The organism is Mesorhizobium sp. B2-2-4, assembly GCF_006442375.1.
GTDB lineage: Bacteria > Pseudomonadota > Alphaproteobacteria > Rhizobiales > Rhizobiaceae > Mesorhizobium.
Genome location: NZ_VFWB01000004.1, coordinates 37,775 through 55,996, shown reverse-complemented (window position 1 = coordinate 55,996; position 18,222 = coordinate 37,775). Strand labels below are relative to the sequence as shown.

Below are 18,222 nucleotides of genomic sequence, written 5' to 3'. Positions count from 1 at the left end.
CGGCGAAACACAGGGACCCGTTCACAGGAGGCAACAGGTGAGGCACGAAACAACGAAAGTCACTGGAGGATGTCTTTGTGGCAGCGTTCGATATGAAGCAGAGGTCTATCTTCAGAACGGCTATATCTGCCACTGCACCATTTGCCAACGCAGCACAGGCCACCCGGCTGAGATTACGGTCTTAGTAAAGGCCGGCACTCTCAGATATTTGAAAAATGGCCCAAAATACTATATTTCGTCGGATGACGGGAAACGTGGGTTTTGTGGGCATTGCGGGTCTCGGATCGTATGGCAGGCATCCAGGTGGAAGGATGACTGGTTGACGAATATCACGGTGGGCACCTTGGACAGGCCGGCCGAGGCCAGGGTCACCAGGCATATCTACACGGACACTCAGTTGCCTTGGTATCGTGTGTGTGAGGAGTTGCCGAAGCTAACTGAGAGTGATGCTGGAAGGCTAATCGAACTTCTCAGAGATGAGTTACGGCCGGAACTGCCGCGTAAGCTTGGCAACGAAGGAGAACTCTAGAGATGTCGATCCGCGATGAATTGCAGGAATTTTTGGACATCTATGTCGCTGCATACCGATCGAACGACGCCGCCGGTTGCGCAGCCATATTCGCACCTGACGGGGAAGTCCATTCGCCTTATGCGCCCCCGGCCCGCGGCCGCGCGGCGATAGAGTCGCTGCACGCCGTATGGACACAAGGCGCAGGCACCAACAAGACGCTTGCCGTAACGGAGGCGGGGAGCTCTGGCGACCTCGCCTGGTGTCTTGCGGCCTACTCAGAAGGTGAAGCGACGGGAAACGGAACATCACTCAGCGTCTTTGAGCGTCAGGCTGGTGGAGGCTGGTTGGTCCGGATGTGCAGTCTCAATTGCAGCGATGTTGGCGAGTGAGCGACAACTGATGACCACATCGTGATACCGGCAGTGGCCTGCCCAGTACAGGGCAGGATTAGTTCGCGTCAGGCGACTTTGGCCGTGCGTTTCGCAGGAGCCTTCTTCTGCGGAACCGGCTTGCGCCCAAGACCCGACGCCTTGGCCAGTGCTGATCGCGTCGCGGCATAGTTCGGCGCCACCATGGGATAGTCGGCAGGTAGGTTCCTCTTAGGGCGATATTCATCGGCCGTCATGCCAAGCTGACGAAGGTGGCGCTTCAGCGATTTGAACTTCTTGCCGTCGTCAACGCAGATGATGAAGTCCGGCGTGACCGACCTCGTTGGATTGACGGCGGGTAATAGCTCTGCGGCAGCGGCTGCCACAGGCCCGCTAAGGTCAGACAATGCCCGGTGAACCGACACAATGAGGCTTGGCAATTCGCTGACTGGCACCGGGTTATTGCTGACATACGCGGCAACAACATCAGCGGCCAATTCAACAACCTCGGGGCGCTATTGATCTGCCCTGGCAATTTTTGGAACTCCTATTGCTTATCGGTATGTGCGTCGTCTCGGCGCAGGAAAGTCTCGCTGACGTAGCGACATTTGCGACGGACTTGGACACGCTAGGAGCCGCACGGGAGTTCTGTGTAGTTGGCCATTTTTTCGTGTGCGCTCCGTGTGCACTGAGAGATCAAAACGTGGCGAAAAAGGGGGGTATTCTGGCGAAAATTCGTATGCACTCGGCAGGTTAACGATTTGATTTTAAAGAAAAATGATGAATCAAGGCCAAGGAGTGGCCGTGGCACCCATGATGGACTGGACGGACCACAGGAAGTCCATGGATCAACCCGAGGTCCAATGAGCGTGTCGTCGAAGGCTTATACGAACGTTCGACGAATTGGTTTGCCGCTGCGCTGCCGTTTACGCATGGTCCACGCCCACTGACGATCGCCGACGCCAGTCGGCAATCAGCGCCAGCTCGCCATTCCTCTGGACGAGGCCGCCGCCCAGTGGCGGCGATCGCCGTACGATCATCACCAGCGGGCACAGACTGATCATACTCGCACCCATCAACACAGATTGTTTTCCAGACAGCGCTCTGCAATAAATTTGTCATGCGCAACCTTCTGCGGGTGGCTACCACCGCCTTGCGAAGATGCCGTAGGCCAGGGACGACACGACGAATATCCTGGGCGTAACGCCCTTGGATCGTGGCTCACTCCACGTGGGTTCCCAACGTCCGGCCTCGCAGCGCACCGCTGCCCTCGCTGGACCCCAACCCGCGGGAGGTTATGCTATGCCCAAAATTCAATCCGATCGCCGTGGCGACAGTGCAGGTTTTGGCGACTTGACGCTCTGGGAGCTGGCCGACCCGGATGCCATGGCTCGGGCAGCTATCGAGCTTTATGGATCGAATGCGTCGACTGCCGCGGCACATTGCGCGCTGACAGCCCATTTCGATGGCCGCACGGGCGACTACCGCTTCTGGTGCACAGTTTTTTCGGAACTCGGTTGTGGCAGGGACCGAGCGGATCAGCATTCAAACAGCGGGATCAAACGCGTCTCTGACCATGCCTGAGACTCAGCATTGCCTGGCCAGACCATAGGCTCACGTGTCGATCGGGAGCCGGTTGGACCGCTTGATCTGGGCAAGGGCAAAGCTGGATTCGATCGAGGCAACGCCATCGAGCCGCGTCAGCTTTTCCTTGAGGAAGCGGTCATAGGCTTGCAGGTCGCGCACCACGATGCGCAGCAGATAGTCGCGCTGCCCGGTCATCAGATAGCAGTCGACGACCTCCGGCCAGCGGCCGATGGCCGTATTGAACCGCTCCAGTTCGTTCTCTCGCTGACGCTCTAACCTGATCGAGGCGAACACCGAGATTGGTAGATCAACGAGATCTTGGTCGATGAGCGCGGCGTAGCCCGTGATAACGCCCCTATCCTCCATCATGCGGACGCGGCGCGCGCAGGGCGAGGCTGAGAGGCCGACCTGATCGGCAAGTTGCTGCGCCGTCATTCTGCCATCGATTTGAAGCGCGGCGATGATCTTGCGGTCGATATCGTCCAGTCGGATTTTTGGCACAGATCAACACTCCTATCATCGATCTTGATCAAAGCAGCTAAACTAGGCGCCATAATCAGGCAAGTTTAGCGACAACTGGCTTTTACCTCGGCCTATGATTTCGATCGGTTCACCAGGAGGCTGGGCAATTGGACGAACGGGAATTGGATGCGCTTTCGGCGCTGGAGAAAAAGGTGCTGTGGCTGTCGACGTGGACGATCCACAACGCCAACCATCTTCGCGAAAGCACTGACGGAGTGAAAGTCGGCGGGCATCAGGCATCATCCGCCTCGCTGGTGACGATCATGACGGCCCTCTATTTTTCAGTGCTGCGGCCGGAAGATCGCGTTGCGGTCAAACCGCATGCATCACCTGTCTTTCACGCTATTCAGTATCTTCTCGGCAACCAGACCAGGGAAAAACTCGAGCAGTTCCGCGCCTTTGGCGGAGCGCAAAGCTATCCATCGCGGACCAAGGACGTCGACGATGTCGATTTCTCCACGGGCTCGGTGGGGCTGGGTGTTGCACAGACGCTGTTCGCCTCGCTCGTGCAGGACTATCTCTTGGCCCGTGACCAAAGCATGTCCCAGGGCCGCATGGTGGCGCTGATCGGCGACGCCGAGATGGATGAGGGCAACATCTTCGAGGCGCTGTTGGAGGGCTGGAAACATGGCCTGCGCAATTGCTGGTGGATCGTTGACTACAACCGCCAGAGCCTCGATGCCGTCCTGCGCGAGGGGCTGTGGGAGCGCTTCGAAAGCATCTTCCGCAACTTCGGCTGGGACGTCGTCATCCTGAAGTACGGGTCCCTCCAGCATGCCGCCTTCACCGAGCCAGGCGGCGGGGCGCTGCGCGACTGGATCGATGCTTGCCCCAACCAACTCTACTCGGCGCTGACTTTTCAAGGCGGCGGCGCCTGGCGCAAACGCCTGCTGGCCGACATTGGCGAAGAGCCGGAAGTCGCGTCACTGCTCGATCGCCGCTCCGATACCGATCTGGCCGCGCTGATGACCAATCTCGGCGGTCATGATTTGCCCTCCCTACTCGATGCCTTCGACACGGCGCGCGGCAACGAGCGGCCGACATGCTTCATCGCCTACACCATCAAAGGTTTTGGGCTGTCGCTTGCCGGTCACAAGGACAATCATGCCGGCCTGATGACCAAGGACCAGATGGCAACGTTTCGTGCGTCGATGTCGGTCGTCGAGGGGCGCGAGTGGAACGCCTTCGAAGGATTGGATATGGGCGAACTGGATCTTCAACGGTTTCTCGATGCTGTTCCATTCGCGGCGAAGGGCAAACGGCGCCGTCACGCCCAGCGCATGCTCGTTCCTGGTCATCTTGTCTCGGAGGCCAAAGGCATCGTCTCCACGCAGATCGGTTTTGGCCGGATCCTGGACGAGATCGCGCGCGCCGGTGGGCCGCTTGCCGATGCGATTGTCACAACATCTCCGGACGTCACGGTCTCGACCAATCTCGGCCCATGGGTGAACCGTCGCGGCCTCTTCGCCAGGGAATCGCTGGCGGACACATTCCGCAACGAACGTATCGCCTCGGCGCAGAAATGGGAGTTCGGCACGTCCGGCCAGCATATCGAGCTTGGCATCGCCGAGAATAATCTGTTCATCCTGCTGTCGGCGCTCGGACTGTCGCATTCGATCTTCGGCAAGCGGCTGCTGCCGATCGGCACGCTTTATGATCCGTTCATCCAGCGCGGTCTCGATGCGCTCAACTATGCCTGCTATCAGGATGCGCGATTCCTGCTCGTGGCCACGCCGTCAGGCATTACGCTGGCACCGGAGGGCGGAGCGCACCAGTCGATCGCCACCCAGCTGATCGGAATGGCGCAGGATGGGCTTGCCGCCTACGAGCCGGCCTTTGTCGACGAGCTGAGCGTCATTATGCGCTTCGCACTCGATTACATGCAACGCGATGGGGACGCGGTGCAATCGGAGCGTACCTGGCTACGCGACGAGACCGGCGGGTCGGTCTATCTGCGGCTTTCGACACGTCCCGTCGAGCAGATTGCGCGCGTCATGACGCCGGAACTCGAACGCGACATCGTCGACGGCGCCTATTGGCTAAGACGTCCAGGCCCGAATGCCGAGCTGATCGTCGCCTACACCGGCGCCGTCGCACCGGAAGCCATCGAAGCGGTCGGTTTGATGGCTGAGGACCGTCGCGATATCGGTCTCCTGGCAGTGACATCAGCCGATCGGTTGAACGCCGGCTGGACCGCGGCAAGCCGCGCACGCGAGCGCGGCCTCATCCATGCAAGAAGCCATGTCGAAAGGCTGCTTGCCGACCTTCCAGCCCATTGTGCGATCATTACCGTCACCGACGGCCACCCGGCGGCACTAGGCTGGCTTGGCTCGGTCTCCGGCCACCGAACGCGCAGCCTTGGCGTCGAACACTTCGGCCAATCGGGGACCATCGATGATCTCTACCGGCATTTCGGCATCGACTCGAATTCGATAGCGACAGCGGGTGACCGGATCATCAATAGCCGGCCGGTGCGCCATTTGCGCGCGCTGGAGTGATATTATCTCAGCCTGGCGCCGCCAGGTTTAGCATTTTCTTCGTTGGCGAGCCCGTCGGGTCTCGGTCATCAGAATATCTGGGAAACGATCCACTCTCCGCCAGAACACCAAATCAGCGAGCGGTCCTTCCGCAAGCTCAGATCCACTTGCGCTTTATCGCGATGCCGAGGGCCTGATAGGTGGTTAGGACGTTGAGTTTGCGGCGAATGTTCTGCAGCTGAAACTCGACGGCTCGCCGGCTGACGTTGCGCAGCGTCGCAATGTCGTCGTTGGTCTTGCCCGCAAGGAGCCATGCGAGGCACTCGAGCTGATAGCTCGTCAAAGGAGAGGCGGCTGCGCTCATCAGCTGCTGATCATCGCGGCTCTGCAGATAGCCATCGACAAAGGCACCAAGCGTCAGAACCGAATAGGGGTCGGCCAACATGGTGGTGTCGGGTTTGCGCTCGCGCGACGAGAAGGTGAAGAGAGCCCGCCTTCCAAAACCATCGAAGATAGGGATAGAGATCCCCGAGCGGATGCCAAAATTCCGGGCTTCGCCGAAGAACGTCCGGTGATGCTTTCTCGCTGGAACGGGCAAGCCGCTCTCCCACCAGGCGTAGGCACCGCGTCTTGGAGAAACCGCTTCAACGACAGGATCCACCTTGGCCAGCCCGCTGTCGAGATAGTGCTTCTGCCACGCCACCGGATAGTTCGACATCCCATACACGTCCGCCTCGTGTACCGAGAGATAGGTGAACCATTCAAACCCCTGCGCGTTGGCGAACCTGCGCAAGGCCTGATCGATGGCAGGCTTGTCGGGCGCCAGTTTCAACCAGTCCCGCAGCATTTCAAACTGTGGCTTCAGAGACTTCATCGGCACTCCTTCTTACTGCCCCAGCCGCAAAAAGGTGCGTCTCATATTGAGGTTCAGGCGGTTGAGATCAACCTCAAAAATGCAACCATCGCTAGCAGACGGGTGAATCTTCGGATTTACCTGGCCGACCTTCGGAAACCCGTAATGGTCCGCCTGCTCGAACGCTGTTTCTTTCGCACTATCGAAACAGCGCGGAGAAAAAGGCATGCAGATAGTTGCGGTCAGGAATGGAGAAAGCAGCGCAGGGGATGGGCTGATTGATCAAATGCACGCGCTGCGCGCGCGGGTGTTCAGAGACCGCCTCGGCTGGAACGTGACGGTCAAGTCCGGGCGCGAAACAGATGAATACGATGCGCTCGATCCGACCTATCTCCTCGCTGTGACCGACGATTTACGCAATGTCGCTGGCTGCGCACGCCTTCTTCCGGCCACCGGTCCGACAATGCTGGGCCAGACGTTTCCGGTCCTTCTCGGTAGCGATCCCATGCCATGCCATTCAGGCTTGATCGAAAGTTCCCGGTTTTGCGTGGACACGGAGCTTGGATCCAGGAACGCGGCCAGAGGCCTCCACAAGACGACGATGGCGCTGTTCGCAGGCATCCTGGAATGGTCATTGGTCAACGGCTATTGCGAAGTAGCGACCGTCACCGACATCCGTTTTGAGAAGATCCTTGGCAGGGCAGGGCTACCTTTCAATCGCCTCGGCTCGCCCCATCCGATCGGCAACACGATCGCGGTTGCCGGCATCGTTCCAGCCACCCTTCAAAATGCGCTTCGCGTTCGGGCGAACGGATATCAGCCCTTCTCCCTGGACGCGCGCCCACTCGCAGCGTGACGGCGGATTGATCCAAGATGCATCCAAGATGATCCTCAAATGATGCCCACTTCGCAATCACACCATCGGCTCGTGCGAAAACTTCGCGAGGCCATGGGCAGCACGATCTGCAACACGCTCGACGACGCGCTCGTCGTCGAGATCATGCTCAATCCAGACGGGCAGCTCTTCGTCGAACGCATCGGCGAACCGATCACGCAGGCAGGCAGGTTGGCGCCGCAGGCGGCCGAGACGATCATTGGCACAGTCGCTCACGCGCTCGGAACGGAAGTGAACCTCAACCGGCCCATCATCTCTGGCGAGCTGCCGATCGGCGGACATCGGTTCGAGGGCCTGTTGTCACCGGTGGTCGCGGCACCCGTCTTCACGATCCGCAAGCGCGCCACGCGGCTCTTCCCGCTCGACAGCTATGTGCGCGACAAGATCATGACCCCATACCAGGCTTCGGTCATTCGCAACGCTGTCGAGAACCGGATGAACATCGTCGTCGCTGGTGGCACGGGGACGGGCAAGACAACGCTCACCAACGCGGTCATCGGCGAGATCGTCAGCCTGATGCCGGAACACCGCCTGGTTATTCTCGAAGACACGGGCGAGATCCAATGCGCGGCAGAAAATGTCGTCGCGCTCCACACGACTGATGCGGTGGACATGAGCCGACTGCTCAAATCCACCATGCGTCTGAGACCCGACCGGATCATCGTCGGCGAGGTTCGCGACGGCGCCGCACTCACGCTGCTGAAAGCGTGGAACACCGGCCATCCCGGCGGTATCGCCACGATCCACGCAAACAGCGCGCTCTCGGCCTTGACCCGCCTCGAGCAGCTGACGGCCGAAGTCAGTTCCAACCCGATGCCCGAAATCATCGGTGAGGCGGTCGACATGGTCATCTCCATCGAACGCACGCCGAAAGGTCGGCGCGTTCGTGAACTGCTGGTTGTCGAGGGCTATCGCGACGGCCGTTACCGCATCGAATCCCACGGCAGCGAAGAGGGGCACCGCCATGTCGCATAGGGCGATCAGGACTTCTGTTGGATTGACGGCCTCTCTTGTCCTGTCGAACAACTCGGCGCTAGCCGCCGGCGGTGGGGGCGGATTGCCTTGGGAGGGTCCGCTTCAACAGATCCAGCAGTCGATAAACGGACCGGTCGCCGGTACAATCGCACTGGCGGCCGTGGCGATCGCCGGTGGCATGCTGATTTTCGGCGGTGAATTGAACGATTTCGCACGGCGACTGGTTTATGTCGTGCTGGTTGCAGGCATCCTTCTCGGCGCAACCCAGATCGTGGGGCTGTTCGGGGCCGGCGGAGCGTCGATCGGCACGGAGCCAGCCGTCGAGGGCAGAGCGACCCAATCTCCCGCGGTTCTCATCGATGGCTGAGCGTTCCAGCCAACTTCACAGCGTCAGGATCCATCGCGCGCTTTCCCGGCCGAACCTTCTGTTTGGCGCGGATCGGGAACTGGTGCTCGTGACGGGCTTGGCAAGCGTCGTTCTGATTTTCGTTGTCCTGACCTGGTTCTCTGCGCTGCTTGGCATCGCGATTTGGGTCGTCATCGTCGGGTTGCTCAGGCTGATGGCAAAGACCGACCCGATGATGCGGACGGTGTATCTGCGACACATCCGTTACAGAGCCCATTACCGGCCGACATCGACGCCCTGGCGGGCCTACTAAATACGGACGGCTGATGATGGTCGCACTCAAGAAATTCCGGCATGCCGACCCCTCGTTTTCCGACCTGCTTCCTTATGCAGGGCTGGTGGACAACGGCGTCCTGCTGCTGAAGGACGGATCACTGCTCGCTGGATGGTATTTTGCCGGCCCGGATTCCGAAAGCTCGACCGATTTCGAGCGCAACGAAGTCTCGCGACAGATCAACGCGATCCTTGCTCGTCTAGGCAGCGGCTGGATGATCCAGGTGGAAGCGGTGCGTGTACCGACCACCGCCTACCCCCCGTGTGAGGACGGCCATTTTCCAGACCCGGTGAGTGCTGCGATCGACGATGAGCGCCGAAGGCATTTCGAGGCCGAAAGCGGCCATTTCGAGAGCCAGCACGCAATCCTTCTCACCTACCGTCCGGCCCAGAAGCACAAATCGGCGCTGGCAAAATATGTCTATTCCGACGACGCCTCCCGCAACGAACGTTTCGCTGATACGGTGTTGAAGTATTTTCGGAACGCAATCCGCGAGTTCGAACAGTATTTGGCGAACGTGCTGTCGATACGGCGCATGGTCACGCGGGAAACAGTTGAGCGCGGCGGAACACGCACGGCGAAGTATGACGAGCTTCTGCAGTTCGTCCGCTTCTGCATCGTAGGCGAGAACCATCCGATCAGGCTGCCAGCGATCCCGATGTATCTCGATTTCCTGGTAACTGCCGATTTCCATCACGGTCTTTCGCCGCTCGTCGACAGCCGTTACCTCGCCGTGGTGGCGATCGACGGTTTTCCGGCCGACAGCTGGCCGGGCATTCTTAACTCTCTCGATCTGATGCCTCTCACCTACCGCTGGTCGTCGCGCTTCATGTTTCTCGATGCCGTCGAGGCGCGTCAGAAGCTCGAACGAACCCGCAAGAAGTGGCAGCAGAAAGTTCGCCCCTTCTTCGACCAACTCTTTCAGACGAACTCCCGGTCGATCGACCAGGACGCCGCCATGATGGTGGCCGAGGCCGAGGATGCGATTGCGGAATCGTCGTCGCAGCTCGTTGCCCACGGCTACTACACGCCGGCTATCGTGATGTTCGACCAGGACGAGCGGCGCCTTCGCGACAAGGCTGAAGCTGTGCGCCGGCTTGTTCAGGCCGAAGGCTTCGGGGCCCGCATCGAGACACTCAACGCGACGGAGGCCTTTCTCGGCAGCCTACCAGGCAACTGGTACGCTAATGTCCGCGAGCCGCTGATCAACACGCGAAATCTCGCGGATCTTATCCCGCTCAATGCGGTGTGGTCGGGCAGTGCTGTTGCACCGTGTCCGTTCTACCCGGAGAATTCCCCGCCGCTCTGCCAGGTCGCGTCCGGCTCGACACCATTCCGGCTCAACCTTCATTCGGGCGATGTCGGTCACACCCTGATCTTCGGCCCGACCGGTTCTGGAAAGTCGACGCTTCTCGGCCTGATAGCAGCGCAGTTCCGAAGATACCAGGGCGCGCAGCTCTTCGCCTTCGACAAGGGATTGTCAATGCTACCGCTGACGCTTGGTGTCGGCGGCGATCATCATGATGTCGGGGCAGGCGAGGGGCTTTCCTTCTGCCCGCTTTCCCAACTTGGGTCCGATGGCGACAGGGCCTGGGCTGCTGAGTGGATCGAGACGCTGATCGCGCTCCAAGGCGTGAAAATCACGCCAGACCATCGCAACGCCATCGCCCGGCAGCTGGCCCTCATGGCGATGTCCCAAGGGAAGTCCCTCTCCGACTTCGTGTCAGGCGTGCAGTTGCGTGAGATAAAGGAGGCTCTCCAGCATTACACGGTCGACGGTCCGATGGGGCACCTGCTCGACGCCGAAGCCGACGGTCTGACGCTGTCGTCCTTCCAGACGTTCGAAATCGAGCAGCTGATGAATATGGGTGACCGAACCCTCATTCCGGTTCTGCTCTACCTGTTCCGCCGTATTGAAAAGCGCCTCACTGGATCGCCCAGTCTTATCATCCTCGACGAGGCCTGGCTGATGCTCGGGCACCCCGTGTTCCGCGACAAGATCAGAGAGTGGCTCAAAGTCCTGCGCAAGGCCAACTGCGCGGTTATCCTCGCAACGCAGTCGATCTCGGACGCCGAGCAGTCCGGCATCATCGACGTGCTGAAAGAATCCTGTCCGACGAAAATCTGCTTGCCGAACGGAGCCGCCCGGGAGCCCGGCACACGCGAATTCTACGAACGGATCGGCTTCAACGAACGCCAGATCGAGATCGTGGCGACGGCGCTCCCCAAGCGTGAATACTACGTCGTCTCGCCCGAGGGACGCAGGCTGTTCGACATGGCGCTCGGACCCGCAACGCTCTCCTTCGTCGGCGCTACCGGCAAGGATGACCTCAGGCGCATTCAGGAATTGCGAGACGTTCACGGCCAGGGCTGGCCCGCAGCTTGGCTCAAGGAGAGAGGAATAAACAATGCCGACACAGGCCTCCAATCGTAGTCGCGGCATCCGGCGAGGCTCACTTGCTCCATTGATTACGGCGCTGGCAACGAGCGCGTTGATGCCTGCTGCGCTGACGCCTGCCAACGCGGGTGCTGCCACGGGCAATGCGACCGAATGGACCCAGTTGCTCAATAACTCAGAACTCGTCGGCCTTGTCGGCCAGTCTGCCGAGCAAATTCAGAACCAAGTCAAGCAAATCACCCAGCTTGCCGAGCAGATCCAGAACCAGATGCGCATTTACGAGAACATGCTGCAAAATACGGCAAAGCTTCCTTCCCACGTTTGGGGTCAAGTCGAGAGCGATCTCGGAAAGCTCCAGGAGATCGTCAGCCAGGGACAGGGGATCGCCTTCTCGATGGGCAACATCGACGATGTCCTGAAGCAGCGGTTCCAAAGCTATGCCGATTTCAAATCCAAACTGCCCGAAGGGCAGGACTTTGCAAGCGCATGGCAAAGTTGGTCCGATACGAACCGCGACACCGTAGCCGGCACACTCAAAGCGGCGAACCTGACCGCGGAGCAATTCTCCAGCGAAGAGGCCACCATGCGCCAGCTCCGTTCTATGTCGGAGTCGGCGGACGGACAGATGAAGGCCCTTCAGGTTGGGCATCAGATCGCCACCCAGCAGGTAGCCCAGACCCAGAAACTGCGCGGCCTGCTGGCTCAGCAGACGACCATGATGGGAACTTGGTATCAGTCCGAGCAGGCAAAGGACGATCTGGCTCAGGCGCGGCGCGCGGAGTTCTTCAAGCGGTCGGAAAGTCCCTCCACGACTGATGGTCAGCAGTTCCGGCCGAACTGGTGAAACAATGAAACGCCTCGCGATTATTGCCGGCACCGGAATCGTTGTTCTTGCGGCCTTGATCTCAACGCTGGTTATTATGCTCCCGCGCGAAGAACAAGCTCAGATTGAGCCGTCCTCAGCGACCGACGATCGCGATTTCCTCGCGCTTCCCGAAAAGCCACGCACCGACGATGGCAAGGCGTTCAAGCCGGATTGGGATTGAATATAGGATGAGTAGGCAACTCGTACCTTGTTGGGTTCTGATCGGCGTGACCTCCGCGTGCCTCGTCACCACCGAACCCGTGGTCGCGCAATCGTTCAACAACGTTGTTGATACGATCCAAGACCGGATCACGAACGCTGCCAAGAGCTGGGAGACAACGATCCTTCAGGCCGCAACCTCATTGTTCTGGCTGCTCGCTTTGATCGAGGTCGGTATTTGTGCTGTGTGGCTTGCGATTAATTCCGCGACTCTCGAAGCCTGGTTCGGTGAACTGGCCAGGCGCATTCTGTTCATTGGCTTCTTCTTGTTTGTGCTTACCACAGGCCCGCAGCTAGCCAAAGATGTGGTCAACAGCCTGTTTCAGATTGGCGGAGGTTCAGGCTCGGTTTCGCCCGCGGACGTCTTTGACGCTGGTCTCAAGGTAGGTGCGTCGCTCTCCGAAAAGGTGTCTTTCGGCCTATTCGAAGATAACGCCCTCGCGACGGCGGCAGTATTTTCAATGGTTGTTGTGGTTATCTGTTTCGGCTTGGTCACCGCAATATTTATCGCTGTGATCACTGAGATGTATGTCGGCCTCCTTGCCGGCATGATCATGTTGGGCTTCGGTGGGTCGTCCTTCACAAAGGACCTCGCAATCCGATACCTGATCTACGCCTTCGGCGTCGGTATGAAGCTGATGGCACTCGTCATGATCGCCAACATAGGATCAGATGTCTTGGTCGGGATTGCTGACGATCCAATGACCGAAGAATCAGCCTACGCCACGACCGCAATAGCTGGAATTGCGGTGATCATCTTCATGGTTGCCATGTACGTGCCGACCATTGTGCAGGGTGTCGTCCAGGGCGTCTCTGTCACCGGCGGCATGGAAGCGATCCGCCACGGCGGTCAAGCGATTTCGGCGGGCCTCGGCGCCGGCACCCTTGCTTATGGAGGGACAAGGGTCGGTATTTCCGCCTACTCCGAAGCCCGGCAATCGGGCGCATCGTTCGGATCTGCCGCGATGAAGGGGGCTTTCTCGGGTGTCGGATCGGCCGGCAGTGCCCTGGCGTCCGCCGCGAGGGACCAGGCGATCGGCGCACCGGGATCTTACGGAACCTCCACTCTTGGTCTGGCCAACGCCAAGCTCGACGCGCCCCGCTCCATCCCCAAACAACGTTCCGGTTCTGGCAAAACCAGCTCAGCACCCAAGAAATAACGTCCTCCCAGTCAATCGAGACCAGCGCAGATGGCAAGACGAGACCATCCCGACAACCCCTATCTCGCCGCTCGCCAGGAGTGGAACGAGCGCTATGGAAGCTATGTGAAGTCTGCGAGCGCTTGGCGCGTCGTTGGCATCACTGGCATGACCATAGCGGTGATCGGCTTCTCCTACGCACTCTATCAGAGTACGCAGGTGAAGCTGGTGCCCTACATCGTCGAGGTCGACAAGCTGGGCGCCGCGGCTGTTGCCGGCTTCCCGCAACAGATCGAGTACGCCGATCCTCGCGTGGTTCGCGCAGCCCTGGGCGGCTTCATCACTTCCTTCCGGTCGGTCACGCCCGATGCGGTCGTCCAGAAGCAGTATATCGATCGCACCTACGCGCTTCTTCGGACCTCTGATCCCGCAACCGAGAAGATCAATAGCTGGTTTCGGGGCAATTCGCCGTTCGAGAAAGCCAAGGCCGCAACGGTCGCGACCGAAGTGAACAACGTCGTCGCCTTGTCGAACCAGAGCTACCAGATCGACTGGACGGAATTCGAGCGTAATCGAAAAGGCAAGGAAACGGCGACCCGCCGTTTTCGAGGCATTGCCACCGTCACGCTTACCCCGCCGCAGGATGAGGAAATCATCCGCTTGAACCCGATCGGATTGTATCTTCGCGATTTCGATTGGACCGCGCAACTATGATGTCCTTGAGGTTTTACACCATGATCCCCTTATCCATGCGAGCGAGTGCCTGCGTTGCGGTGCTCGCTCTAGCCTCAGCATCGATCTGGGCCTCGGCGGCGGCCCAGGAGATGAGCGCCAATGAGACGAAAGGAACCAGCATTTCGGGGAAATGGCGAGGGTCACGAGGTCTCATCACCAAGGGCGCCGATGGCAAGGTGGTCTTCCTCTATGGCGAGGTGCAGCCGTCCATAGTTTGCTCACCGCTCCAAGTCTGTGACGTAGAACTCCAGGCCGGTGAGGTCGTTCGGGACGTGCTGGTTGGCGACACCGTTCGCTGGAAGGTCGAGCCGGCCACATCCGGCGCGGTGGGTGACCAGGCGGTCCATCTGATCCTCAAGCCATCTGAACCCGACCTCGTCTCATCGATGGTCGTGACGACGTCGCGGCGCACCTATCATATCCAGCTCAAGTCGCATCAAACACAATACATGGCCCGCGTCGGGTTCGAATATCCGGACGAGGTCAATCAGAAGTTCGCCGAGATTAACGCGCGGATGGAAGCGACCACGATCCCGGGCGCCGGCGTGCCCGCCGAAAATCTAAACTTTGGCTATCGGACGAGCGGCCGCGCTCGCTGGAAGCCGACACGCGTCTATTCGGATGGAACCAAGACCTACATCCAGTTCCCGTCTTCTTTTGCCGGGCAGGACGCGCCGGTCCTGTTCGTCGTCTCGGGTGGCGAGAACCGGATCGTCAACTATCGGGTGAAAGGCACGATGATGATCGTCGACTACATGGTGGACCGCGCGGTTCTCGTTTCCGGCGTCGGCTGGAAGCAGGAGAAGATCACCATCAAGAGGGGAGGGTGACCATGGCCAGCTTTCGATCGTTAGCACCACTAGCCCGGATTACGGCTGTTTCCGTAATGTGCGCCTGCGCCACTGCTTGCCAGACCCCGGGCGAGGGCGATCTCACGGCAAGCGTCGACAAGGCGGAGCTCTCTTCAACGGCTGCCAATGCGATCGCCGGTGACATGGTGAGCAAGCTCGCGGACGTCGTCGGACCTGGCACCGGAACCATTGTCCTCAAGTCCGATGGTTCTCCCTTCGGCGAGGCCATGAAATTGTCCTTGAAGAGCTCGGGCTACGCAGTGGCGATGGCAGATCAGAAGACGCACGGCAGCAAGCTGATCCATCTCGCCTATGTCGTTGACAGTTTCGAAGGCAGCGTGCTCGCCCGTCTGTCGACATCGACCATTGATCTTGGCAGGGCTTATGCGGTCACGAAATCAGGCGCGACCCCTTCGAGCCCGCTGTCCATCATGCGGCGCGGCTGAGAGGAGGCGCGAATGTCCTCACTCGATATTTCAACAAAGCCATCCGGCGACGGTGATGGCGCTCCCCGCATTCGCCGCCTCAACAGGTTGCCGGTCATCGCAGCAATTGCGCTCGCGATCTTGTTCTTCGGCGTCATCATCTACGGATTGTCGCAACGCGGCCTGTATTTTCGCGGCGGTGACGGCATCGGCTCGGCTTCGAACTCTCCGCCCGCGCGCGACTTCGCCGACCAACTCAAGCGCGGCGTGTCGGACGGCGTCATCGAGGCGCCCGTCGAACCCTCCGTGTTTCGGCCGTCACCACCACCGGCGACCGCCGCGCCGCTTCCAGCCAATCCGTTCAAGCCGGCACCCACGACAAGTCAATCCACCGCCGTGCCGGAACCGGCGGTCGAGCCGGAACGCATCTGGCGCGCGCGCCTCCAGCGTGAACAGGAAGAGCAATATCTGCGCGAGCGGCATCGCCAGCGGATGGCCCGGCTTCAGGCGAATGACGCAGCGTACGATTCTCCGATCAGCGTCGGTATCGGCGATCAACGTAAGCTGGATGGCGACAAAGGGAGCGCTCCCGATACGGTGAGCGCGAATGCATCGCGAGCCGGCGCAACTGACCTTTACGCCGCAGCGATGCGCGCTGGACTGGCCGGCCAGGCCGGATCCGACGCGAACCGGCAAGGCGATAAAGCCGGCTTCTTCAATCAGGATATCAAGGATCTCGGCTACCTACCGAACCGTGTCGTTCCCCAATTGTCCCCGTATGAACTCAAACGGGGGTCGGTCATTCCCGCGACGCTGATAACGGGTGTGAATTCTGACCTGCCAGGCCGCATTACAGCACAGGTCTCTCAAAACGTCTTCGACAGCGCCACTGGACACCATTTGCTCGTTCCCCAAGGCGCGAAGCTCTTCGGCAGGTACGATTCGAGCGTCACCTTCGGCCAGCGCCGCGTGCTCGTCGTCTGGACCGAGGTCATTTTCCCGAACGGTGCGACCCTGCAGATCGAAGGCATGGCCGGCACCGATGCCCAAGGTCACGGCGGCTTCAAGGACAGAGTGAACAATCACTATCTCAGGACATTCGGGTCTGCGATCCTGATCGCGGCGATCGGTGCCGGCGTAGACATGGCGATACCGGAAGATCGCAATGCACTTGGCTCCGAAAACAGTGCCGAAAATTCGGCAAGACGATCTTTCGCAGAAACCTTTGGCCGCGTTGCCGAGCGGGCGATTTCGAAGAACATCGACGTGCAGCCGACGCTCGAAATCCGGCCTGGCTATAAGTTCAACATTCTGGTTGATCAGGACATCGTCTTCCCCCGTGCTTATTCATCCTGAACCATAAGCGTCGGGTCGACCAGAGAAGACGACAAACGAAGGGAGGAGCACACAGCTCACTGCTTCATGTCGTGTGGGCGGGCCGGCTCTGCTCCCATCTTGATGCGCAGAGTCGCGAGGGAATACGCGAAGTCGTTGCCGCCGACATCGATCCGGCGATTGCAGTCGACTGGTCGGAGTGGCTGCCGTCCTACCTGGTATGGATTCCACTCGCGCCTCCGCTTGGTGCGCTCGTGCTGGCGCGGGAGACACCGCTGAACGAGGGAGAGCGGAATCTGCTGGCACTAATGGCGGATGCCTATGGCCATGCGTGGAAGGCGCAGCTCAAAGGCCGGCCTCTTCGCGAAAAGATAACATTCGCACGAAGGGGCCGGCGCAGCGTGGCCGCTGCCCTCGCGCTAGCGCTGCTCATCGGCATCGGTTTTTTGCCGGTTCGCCAGTCGGTGCTTGCGCAGGCCGAGATCGCTCCGCGTGAATCCTTCATGGTCCGTGCGCCGCTCGACGGCGTCGTCGAGAACGTCCTTGTCAAGCCCAACGAAACCGTGGTGCAAGGGCAGACCGTTGTCACCCTCGATCCGAGAAAGCTGCGCAACCAGCTCGAGGTGGCGACCCGCGCTGAGGAGTCGGCGGAAGCCGAGCTGCGCCAGGCGAAGCAGTTCGCGGTCGTTGACCAGAAGGTCCGCGCCTCACTGCCGGTGCTCCAGGGAAAGCTTGACCAGCAGAAGGCCGAGGTCGCCTATCTTACCGAACAGCTCGGCCAGACCGAGATCAAATCGTCACGCTCCGGAATAGCGGTGTACGACGACCCGAACGACTGGATCGGCCGGCCCGTGGCCATTGGCGAGCGCATGATGCTGATTGCCGATCCGGACAAGGTCGAGGCCGAGGCGCGCCTTCCGGTTGCCGATGCGATCGACCTTGAAATCGGCGGACCGGTTTGGCTCTTCCTGAACATCGAGCCCGGGCGGCCGCTGGATGCTGTCCTGACCTTCGTCTCATACAAGGCGCAGCAAGGTGCCGACGGGGTGCTTGCCTATCGCGTGAAGGCACGGCTTGCCCGAGACGAGCAATTGCCGCGGATCGGACTCAAGGGCACCGCAAAGCTCTATGGTCAGCAAGTGCCACTGGCCTATGCGATATTCCGGCGACCGATATCGGCAGCGCGGCAATGGCTGGGGTTCTGAGCCTCGGCGGGGGCGCGCCAACCAGGCGCCCAGTGCCGAACAGCGCTGCTGCCGCGACCGCGCCGTCCGACCTTCCGCCACTTCGCGACGAGCTTGTCCTGGAGCCGGCCGGCCGGGTCAGTGGCGGGGCGCCGAGCTGGACGCTTTACGATCCGGCCGCCAACCGCTTCTACCGCCTCGGC

General features: G+C 60.1%; 19 protein-coding genes. 16 read left to right on the top strand and 3 right to left on the bottom strand.

Annotated elements, in window-relative coordinates; genetic code table 11:
- The first annotated feature begins 531 nt into the window (after positions 1-531).
- Complete coding sequence (locus tag FJ959_RS11215) at positions 532-900, top strand: nuclear transport factor 2 family protein (RefSeq protein ID WP_140584533.1); 369 nt, start codon at positions 532-534, stop codon at positions 898-900.
- A 68-nt stretch (positions 901-968) separates the two neighbouring features.
- Here the strand turns inward: FJ959_RS11215 and FJ959_RS11210 are convergent, their stop codons facing one another.
- The gene (locus FJ959_RS11210; protein WP_140584534.1) at positions 969-1,376 is read right to left on the bottom strand and encodes a MucR family transcriptional regulator; all 408 of its coding nucleotides are present in this window, start codon (positions 1,374-1,376) and stop codon (positions 969-971) included.
- An 805-nt stretch (positions 1,377-2,181) separates the two neighbouring features.
- Here FJ959_RS11210 and FJ959_RS11205 point away from each other — a divergent pair.
- On the top strand, positions 2,182-2,463 hold the full coding sequence (locus FJ959_RS11205) for a hypothetical protein (RefSeq protein ID WP_181171900.1): 282 nt from the start codon (positions 2,182-2,184) through the stop codon (positions 2,461-2,463).
- 30 nt (positions 2,464-2,493) lie between these two features.
- Here the strand turns inward: FJ959_RS11205 and FJ959_RS11200 are convergent, their stop codons facing one another.
- Positions 2,494-2,967 (bottom strand): Lrp/AsnC family transcriptional regulator, encoded by a 474-nt coding sequence (locus FJ959_RS11200; RefSeq protein WP_140500822.1) that lies wholly within the window; start codon positions 2,965-2,967, stop codon positions 2,494-2,496.
- Positions 2,968-3,095: 128 nt separating this feature from the next.
- On the opposite strand from FJ959_RS11200, the gene FJ959_RS11195 reads away from it, so the two are divergent.
- On the top strand, positions 3,096-5,486 hold the full coding sequence (locus FJ959_RS11195; RefSeq protein WP_140584535.1) for a 1-deoxy-D-xylulose-5-phosphate synthase N-terminal domain-containing protein: 2,391 nt from the start codon (positions 3,096-3,098) through the stop codon (positions 5,484-5,486).
- Between the two features lie 136 nt (positions 5,487-5,622).
- Here FJ959_RS11195 and FJ959_RS11190 read toward each other — a convergent pair whose 3' ends face one another.
- Positions 5,623-6,339, bottom strand: coding sequence for an autoinducer binding domain-containing protein (locus FJ959_RS11190; protein WP_140500821.1), 717 nt, complete (start codon positions 6,337-6,339; stop codon positions 5,623-5,625).
- A 205-nt stretch (positions 6,340-6,544) separates the two neighbouring features.
- On the opposite strand from FJ959_RS11190, the gene FJ959_RS11185 reads away from it, so the two are divergent.
- From FJ959_RS11185 to FJ959_RS11125, 13 genes are all read left to right on the top strand, one after another.
- Positions 6,545-7,174 (top strand): acyl-homoserine-lactone synthase, encoded by a 630-nt coding sequence (locus FJ959_RS11185; protein ID WP_140560153.1) that lies wholly within the window; start codon positions 6,545-6,547, stop codon positions 7,172-7,174.
- A 42-nt stretch (positions 7,175-7,216) separates the two neighbouring features.
- Positions 7,217-8,188 (top strand): P-type conjugative transfer ATPase TrbB, encoded by a 972-nt coding sequence (gene trbB / locus FJ959_RS11180; protein WP_140584550.1) that lies wholly within the window; start codon positions 7,217-7,219, stop codon positions 8,186-8,188.
- A complete protein-coding gene (locus FJ959_RS11175) occupies positions 8,178-8,555 on the top strand; it encodes a TrbC/VirB2 family protein (protein WP_140584536.1) in 378 nt (125 codons plus the stop codon). Before trbB ends, FJ959_RS11175 begins: the two co-directional genes overlap by 11 nt.
- A complete protein-coding gene (locus FJ959_RS11170) occupies positions 8,548-8,847 on the top strand; it encodes a conjugal transfer protein TrbD (protein WP_140584537.1) in 300 nt (99 codons plus the stop codon). The genes FJ959_RS11175 and FJ959_RS11170 overlap by 8 nt, the downstream gene beginning before the upstream one ends.
- A gap of 16 nt (positions 8,848-8,863) precedes the next feature.
- Complete coding sequence (locus FJ959_RS11165; protein WP_140584551.1) at positions 8,864-11,302, top strand: conjugal transfer protein TrbE; 2,439 nt, start codon at positions 8,864-8,866, stop codon at positions 11,300-11,302.
- Entirely contained in the window at positions 11,277-12,110 is an 834-nt protein-coding gene (trbJ, locus tag FJ959_RS11160; RefSeq protein WP_140584538.1) for a P-type conjugative transfer protein TrbJ, read from the top strand. The genes FJ959_RS11165 and trbJ overlap by 26 nt, the downstream gene beginning before the upstream one ends.
- Positions 12,111-12,114: 4 nt before the next feature.
- Positions 12,115-12,312 carry a hypothetical protein gene (locus tag FJ959_RS11155; RefSeq protein WP_140584539.1) on the top strand — a complete coding sequence of 66 codons (198 nt, stop codon included), beginning with the start codon at positions 12,115-12,117 and terminating at the stop codon, positions 12,310-12,312.
- 7 nt (positions 12,313-12,319) lie between these two features.
- A complete protein-coding gene (gene trbL, locus FJ959_RS11150; RefSeq protein WP_140584540.1) occupies positions 12,320-13,510 on the top strand; it encodes a P-type conjugative transfer protein TrbL in 1,191 nt (396 codons plus the stop codon).
- A gap of 30 nt (positions 13,511-13,540) precedes the next feature.
- Positions 13,541-14,203 carry a conjugal transfer protein TrbF gene (locus FJ959_RS11145; RefSeq protein WP_140584541.1) on the top strand — a complete coding sequence of 221 codons (663 nt, stop codon included), beginning with the start codon at positions 13,541-13,543 and terminating at the stop codon, positions 14,201-14,203.
- 35 nt (positions 14,204-14,238) lie between these two features.
- Positions 14,239-15,054 carry a P-type conjugative transfer protein TrbG gene (gene trbG / locus FJ959_RS11140; protein ID WP_224706184.1) on the top strand — a complete coding sequence of 272 codons (816 nt, stop codon included), beginning with the start codon at positions 14,239-14,241 and terminating at the stop codon, positions 15,052-15,054.
- Positions 15,055-15,056: 2 nt separating this feature from the next.
- A complete protein-coding gene (trbH, locus tag FJ959_RS11135) occupies positions 15,057-15,521 on the top strand; it encodes a conjugal transfer protein TrbH (protein ID WP_140584552.1) in 465 nt (154 codons plus the stop codon).
- A gap of 12 nt (positions 15,522-15,533) precedes the next feature.
- Complete coding sequence (gene trbI / locus FJ959_RS11130) at positions 15,534-16,856, top strand: IncP-type conjugal transfer protein TrbI (protein ID WP_140584543.1); 1,323 nt, start codon at positions 15,534-15,536, stop codon at positions 16,854-16,856.
- Positions 16,857-16,927: 71 nt separating this feature from the next.
- Complete coding sequence (locus FJ959_RS11125; protein WP_140584544.1) at positions 16,928-18,040, top strand: HlyD family efflux transporter periplasmic adaptor subunit; 1,113 nt, start codon at positions 16,928-16,930, stop codon at positions 18,038-18,040.
- The last annotated feature ends 182 nt before the right edge of the window (positions 18,041-18,222 follow it).

Excerpts from the sequence above, each read along its gene's own strand:
- FJ959_RS11185 (WP_140560153.1), top strand. The coding sequence starts at position 6,545 with ATGCAGATAGTTGCGGTCAGGAATGGAGAAAGCAGCGCAGGGGATGGG.
- trbB (WP_140584550.1), top strand. The coding sequence starts at position 7,217 with ATGCCCACTTCGCAATCACACCATCGGCTCGTGCGAAAACTTCGCGAG.
- FJ959_RS11165 (WP_140584551.1), top strand. The coding sequence starts at position 8,864 with ATGGTCGCACTCAAGAAATTCCGGCATGCCGACCCCTCGTTTTCCGAC.
- trbH (WP_140584552.1), top strand. The coding sequence starts at position 15,057 with ATGGCCAGCTTTCGATCGTTAGCACCACTAGCCCGGATTACGGCTGTT.
- FJ959_RS11155 (WP_140584539.1), top strand. The coding sequence starts at position 12,115 with ATGAAACGCCTCGCGATTATTGCCGGCACCGGAATCGTTGTTCTTGCG.
- FJ959_RS11145 (WP_140584541.1), top strand. The coding sequence starts at position 13,541 with ATGGCAAGACGAGACCATCCCGACAACCCCTATCTCGCCGCTCGCCAG.
- FJ959_RS11215 (WP_140584533.1), top strand. The coding sequence starts at position 532 with ATGTCGATCCGCGATGAATTGCAGGAATTTTTGGACATCTATGTCGCT.
- trbG (WP_224706184.1), top strand. The coding sequence starts at position 14,239 with ATGCGAGCGAGTGCCTGCGTTGCGGTGCTCGCTCTAGCCTCAGCATCG.
- FJ959_RS11170 (WP_140584537.1), top strand. The coding sequence starts at position 8,548 with ATGGCTGAGCGTTCCAGCCAACTTCACAGCGTCAGGATCCATCGCGCG.
- trbI (WP_140584543.1), top strand. The coding sequence starts at position 15,534 with ATGTCCTCACTCGATATTTCAACAAAGCCATCCGGCGACGGTGATGGC.
- FJ959_RS11175 (WP_140584536.1), top strand. The coding sequence starts at position 8,178 with ATGTCGCATAGGGCGATCAGGACTTCTGTTGGATTGACGGCCTCTCTT.
- FJ959_RS11190 (WP_140500821.1), bottom strand. The coding sequence starts at position 6,339 with ATGAAGTCTCTGAAGCCACAGTTTGAAATGCTGCGGGACTGGTTGAAA.
- FJ959_RS11205 (WP_181171900.1), top strand. The coding sequence starts at position 2,182 with ATGCCCAAAATTCAATCCGATCGCCGTGGCGACAGTGCAGGTTTTGGC.
- trbJ (WP_140584538.1), top strand. The coding sequence starts at position 11,277 with ATGCCGACACAGGCCTCCAATCGTAGTCGCGGCATCCGGCGAGGCTCA.
- trbL (WP_140584540.1), top strand. The coding sequence starts at position 12,320 with ATGAGTAGGCAACTCGTACCTTGTTGGGTTCTGATCGGCGTGACCTCC.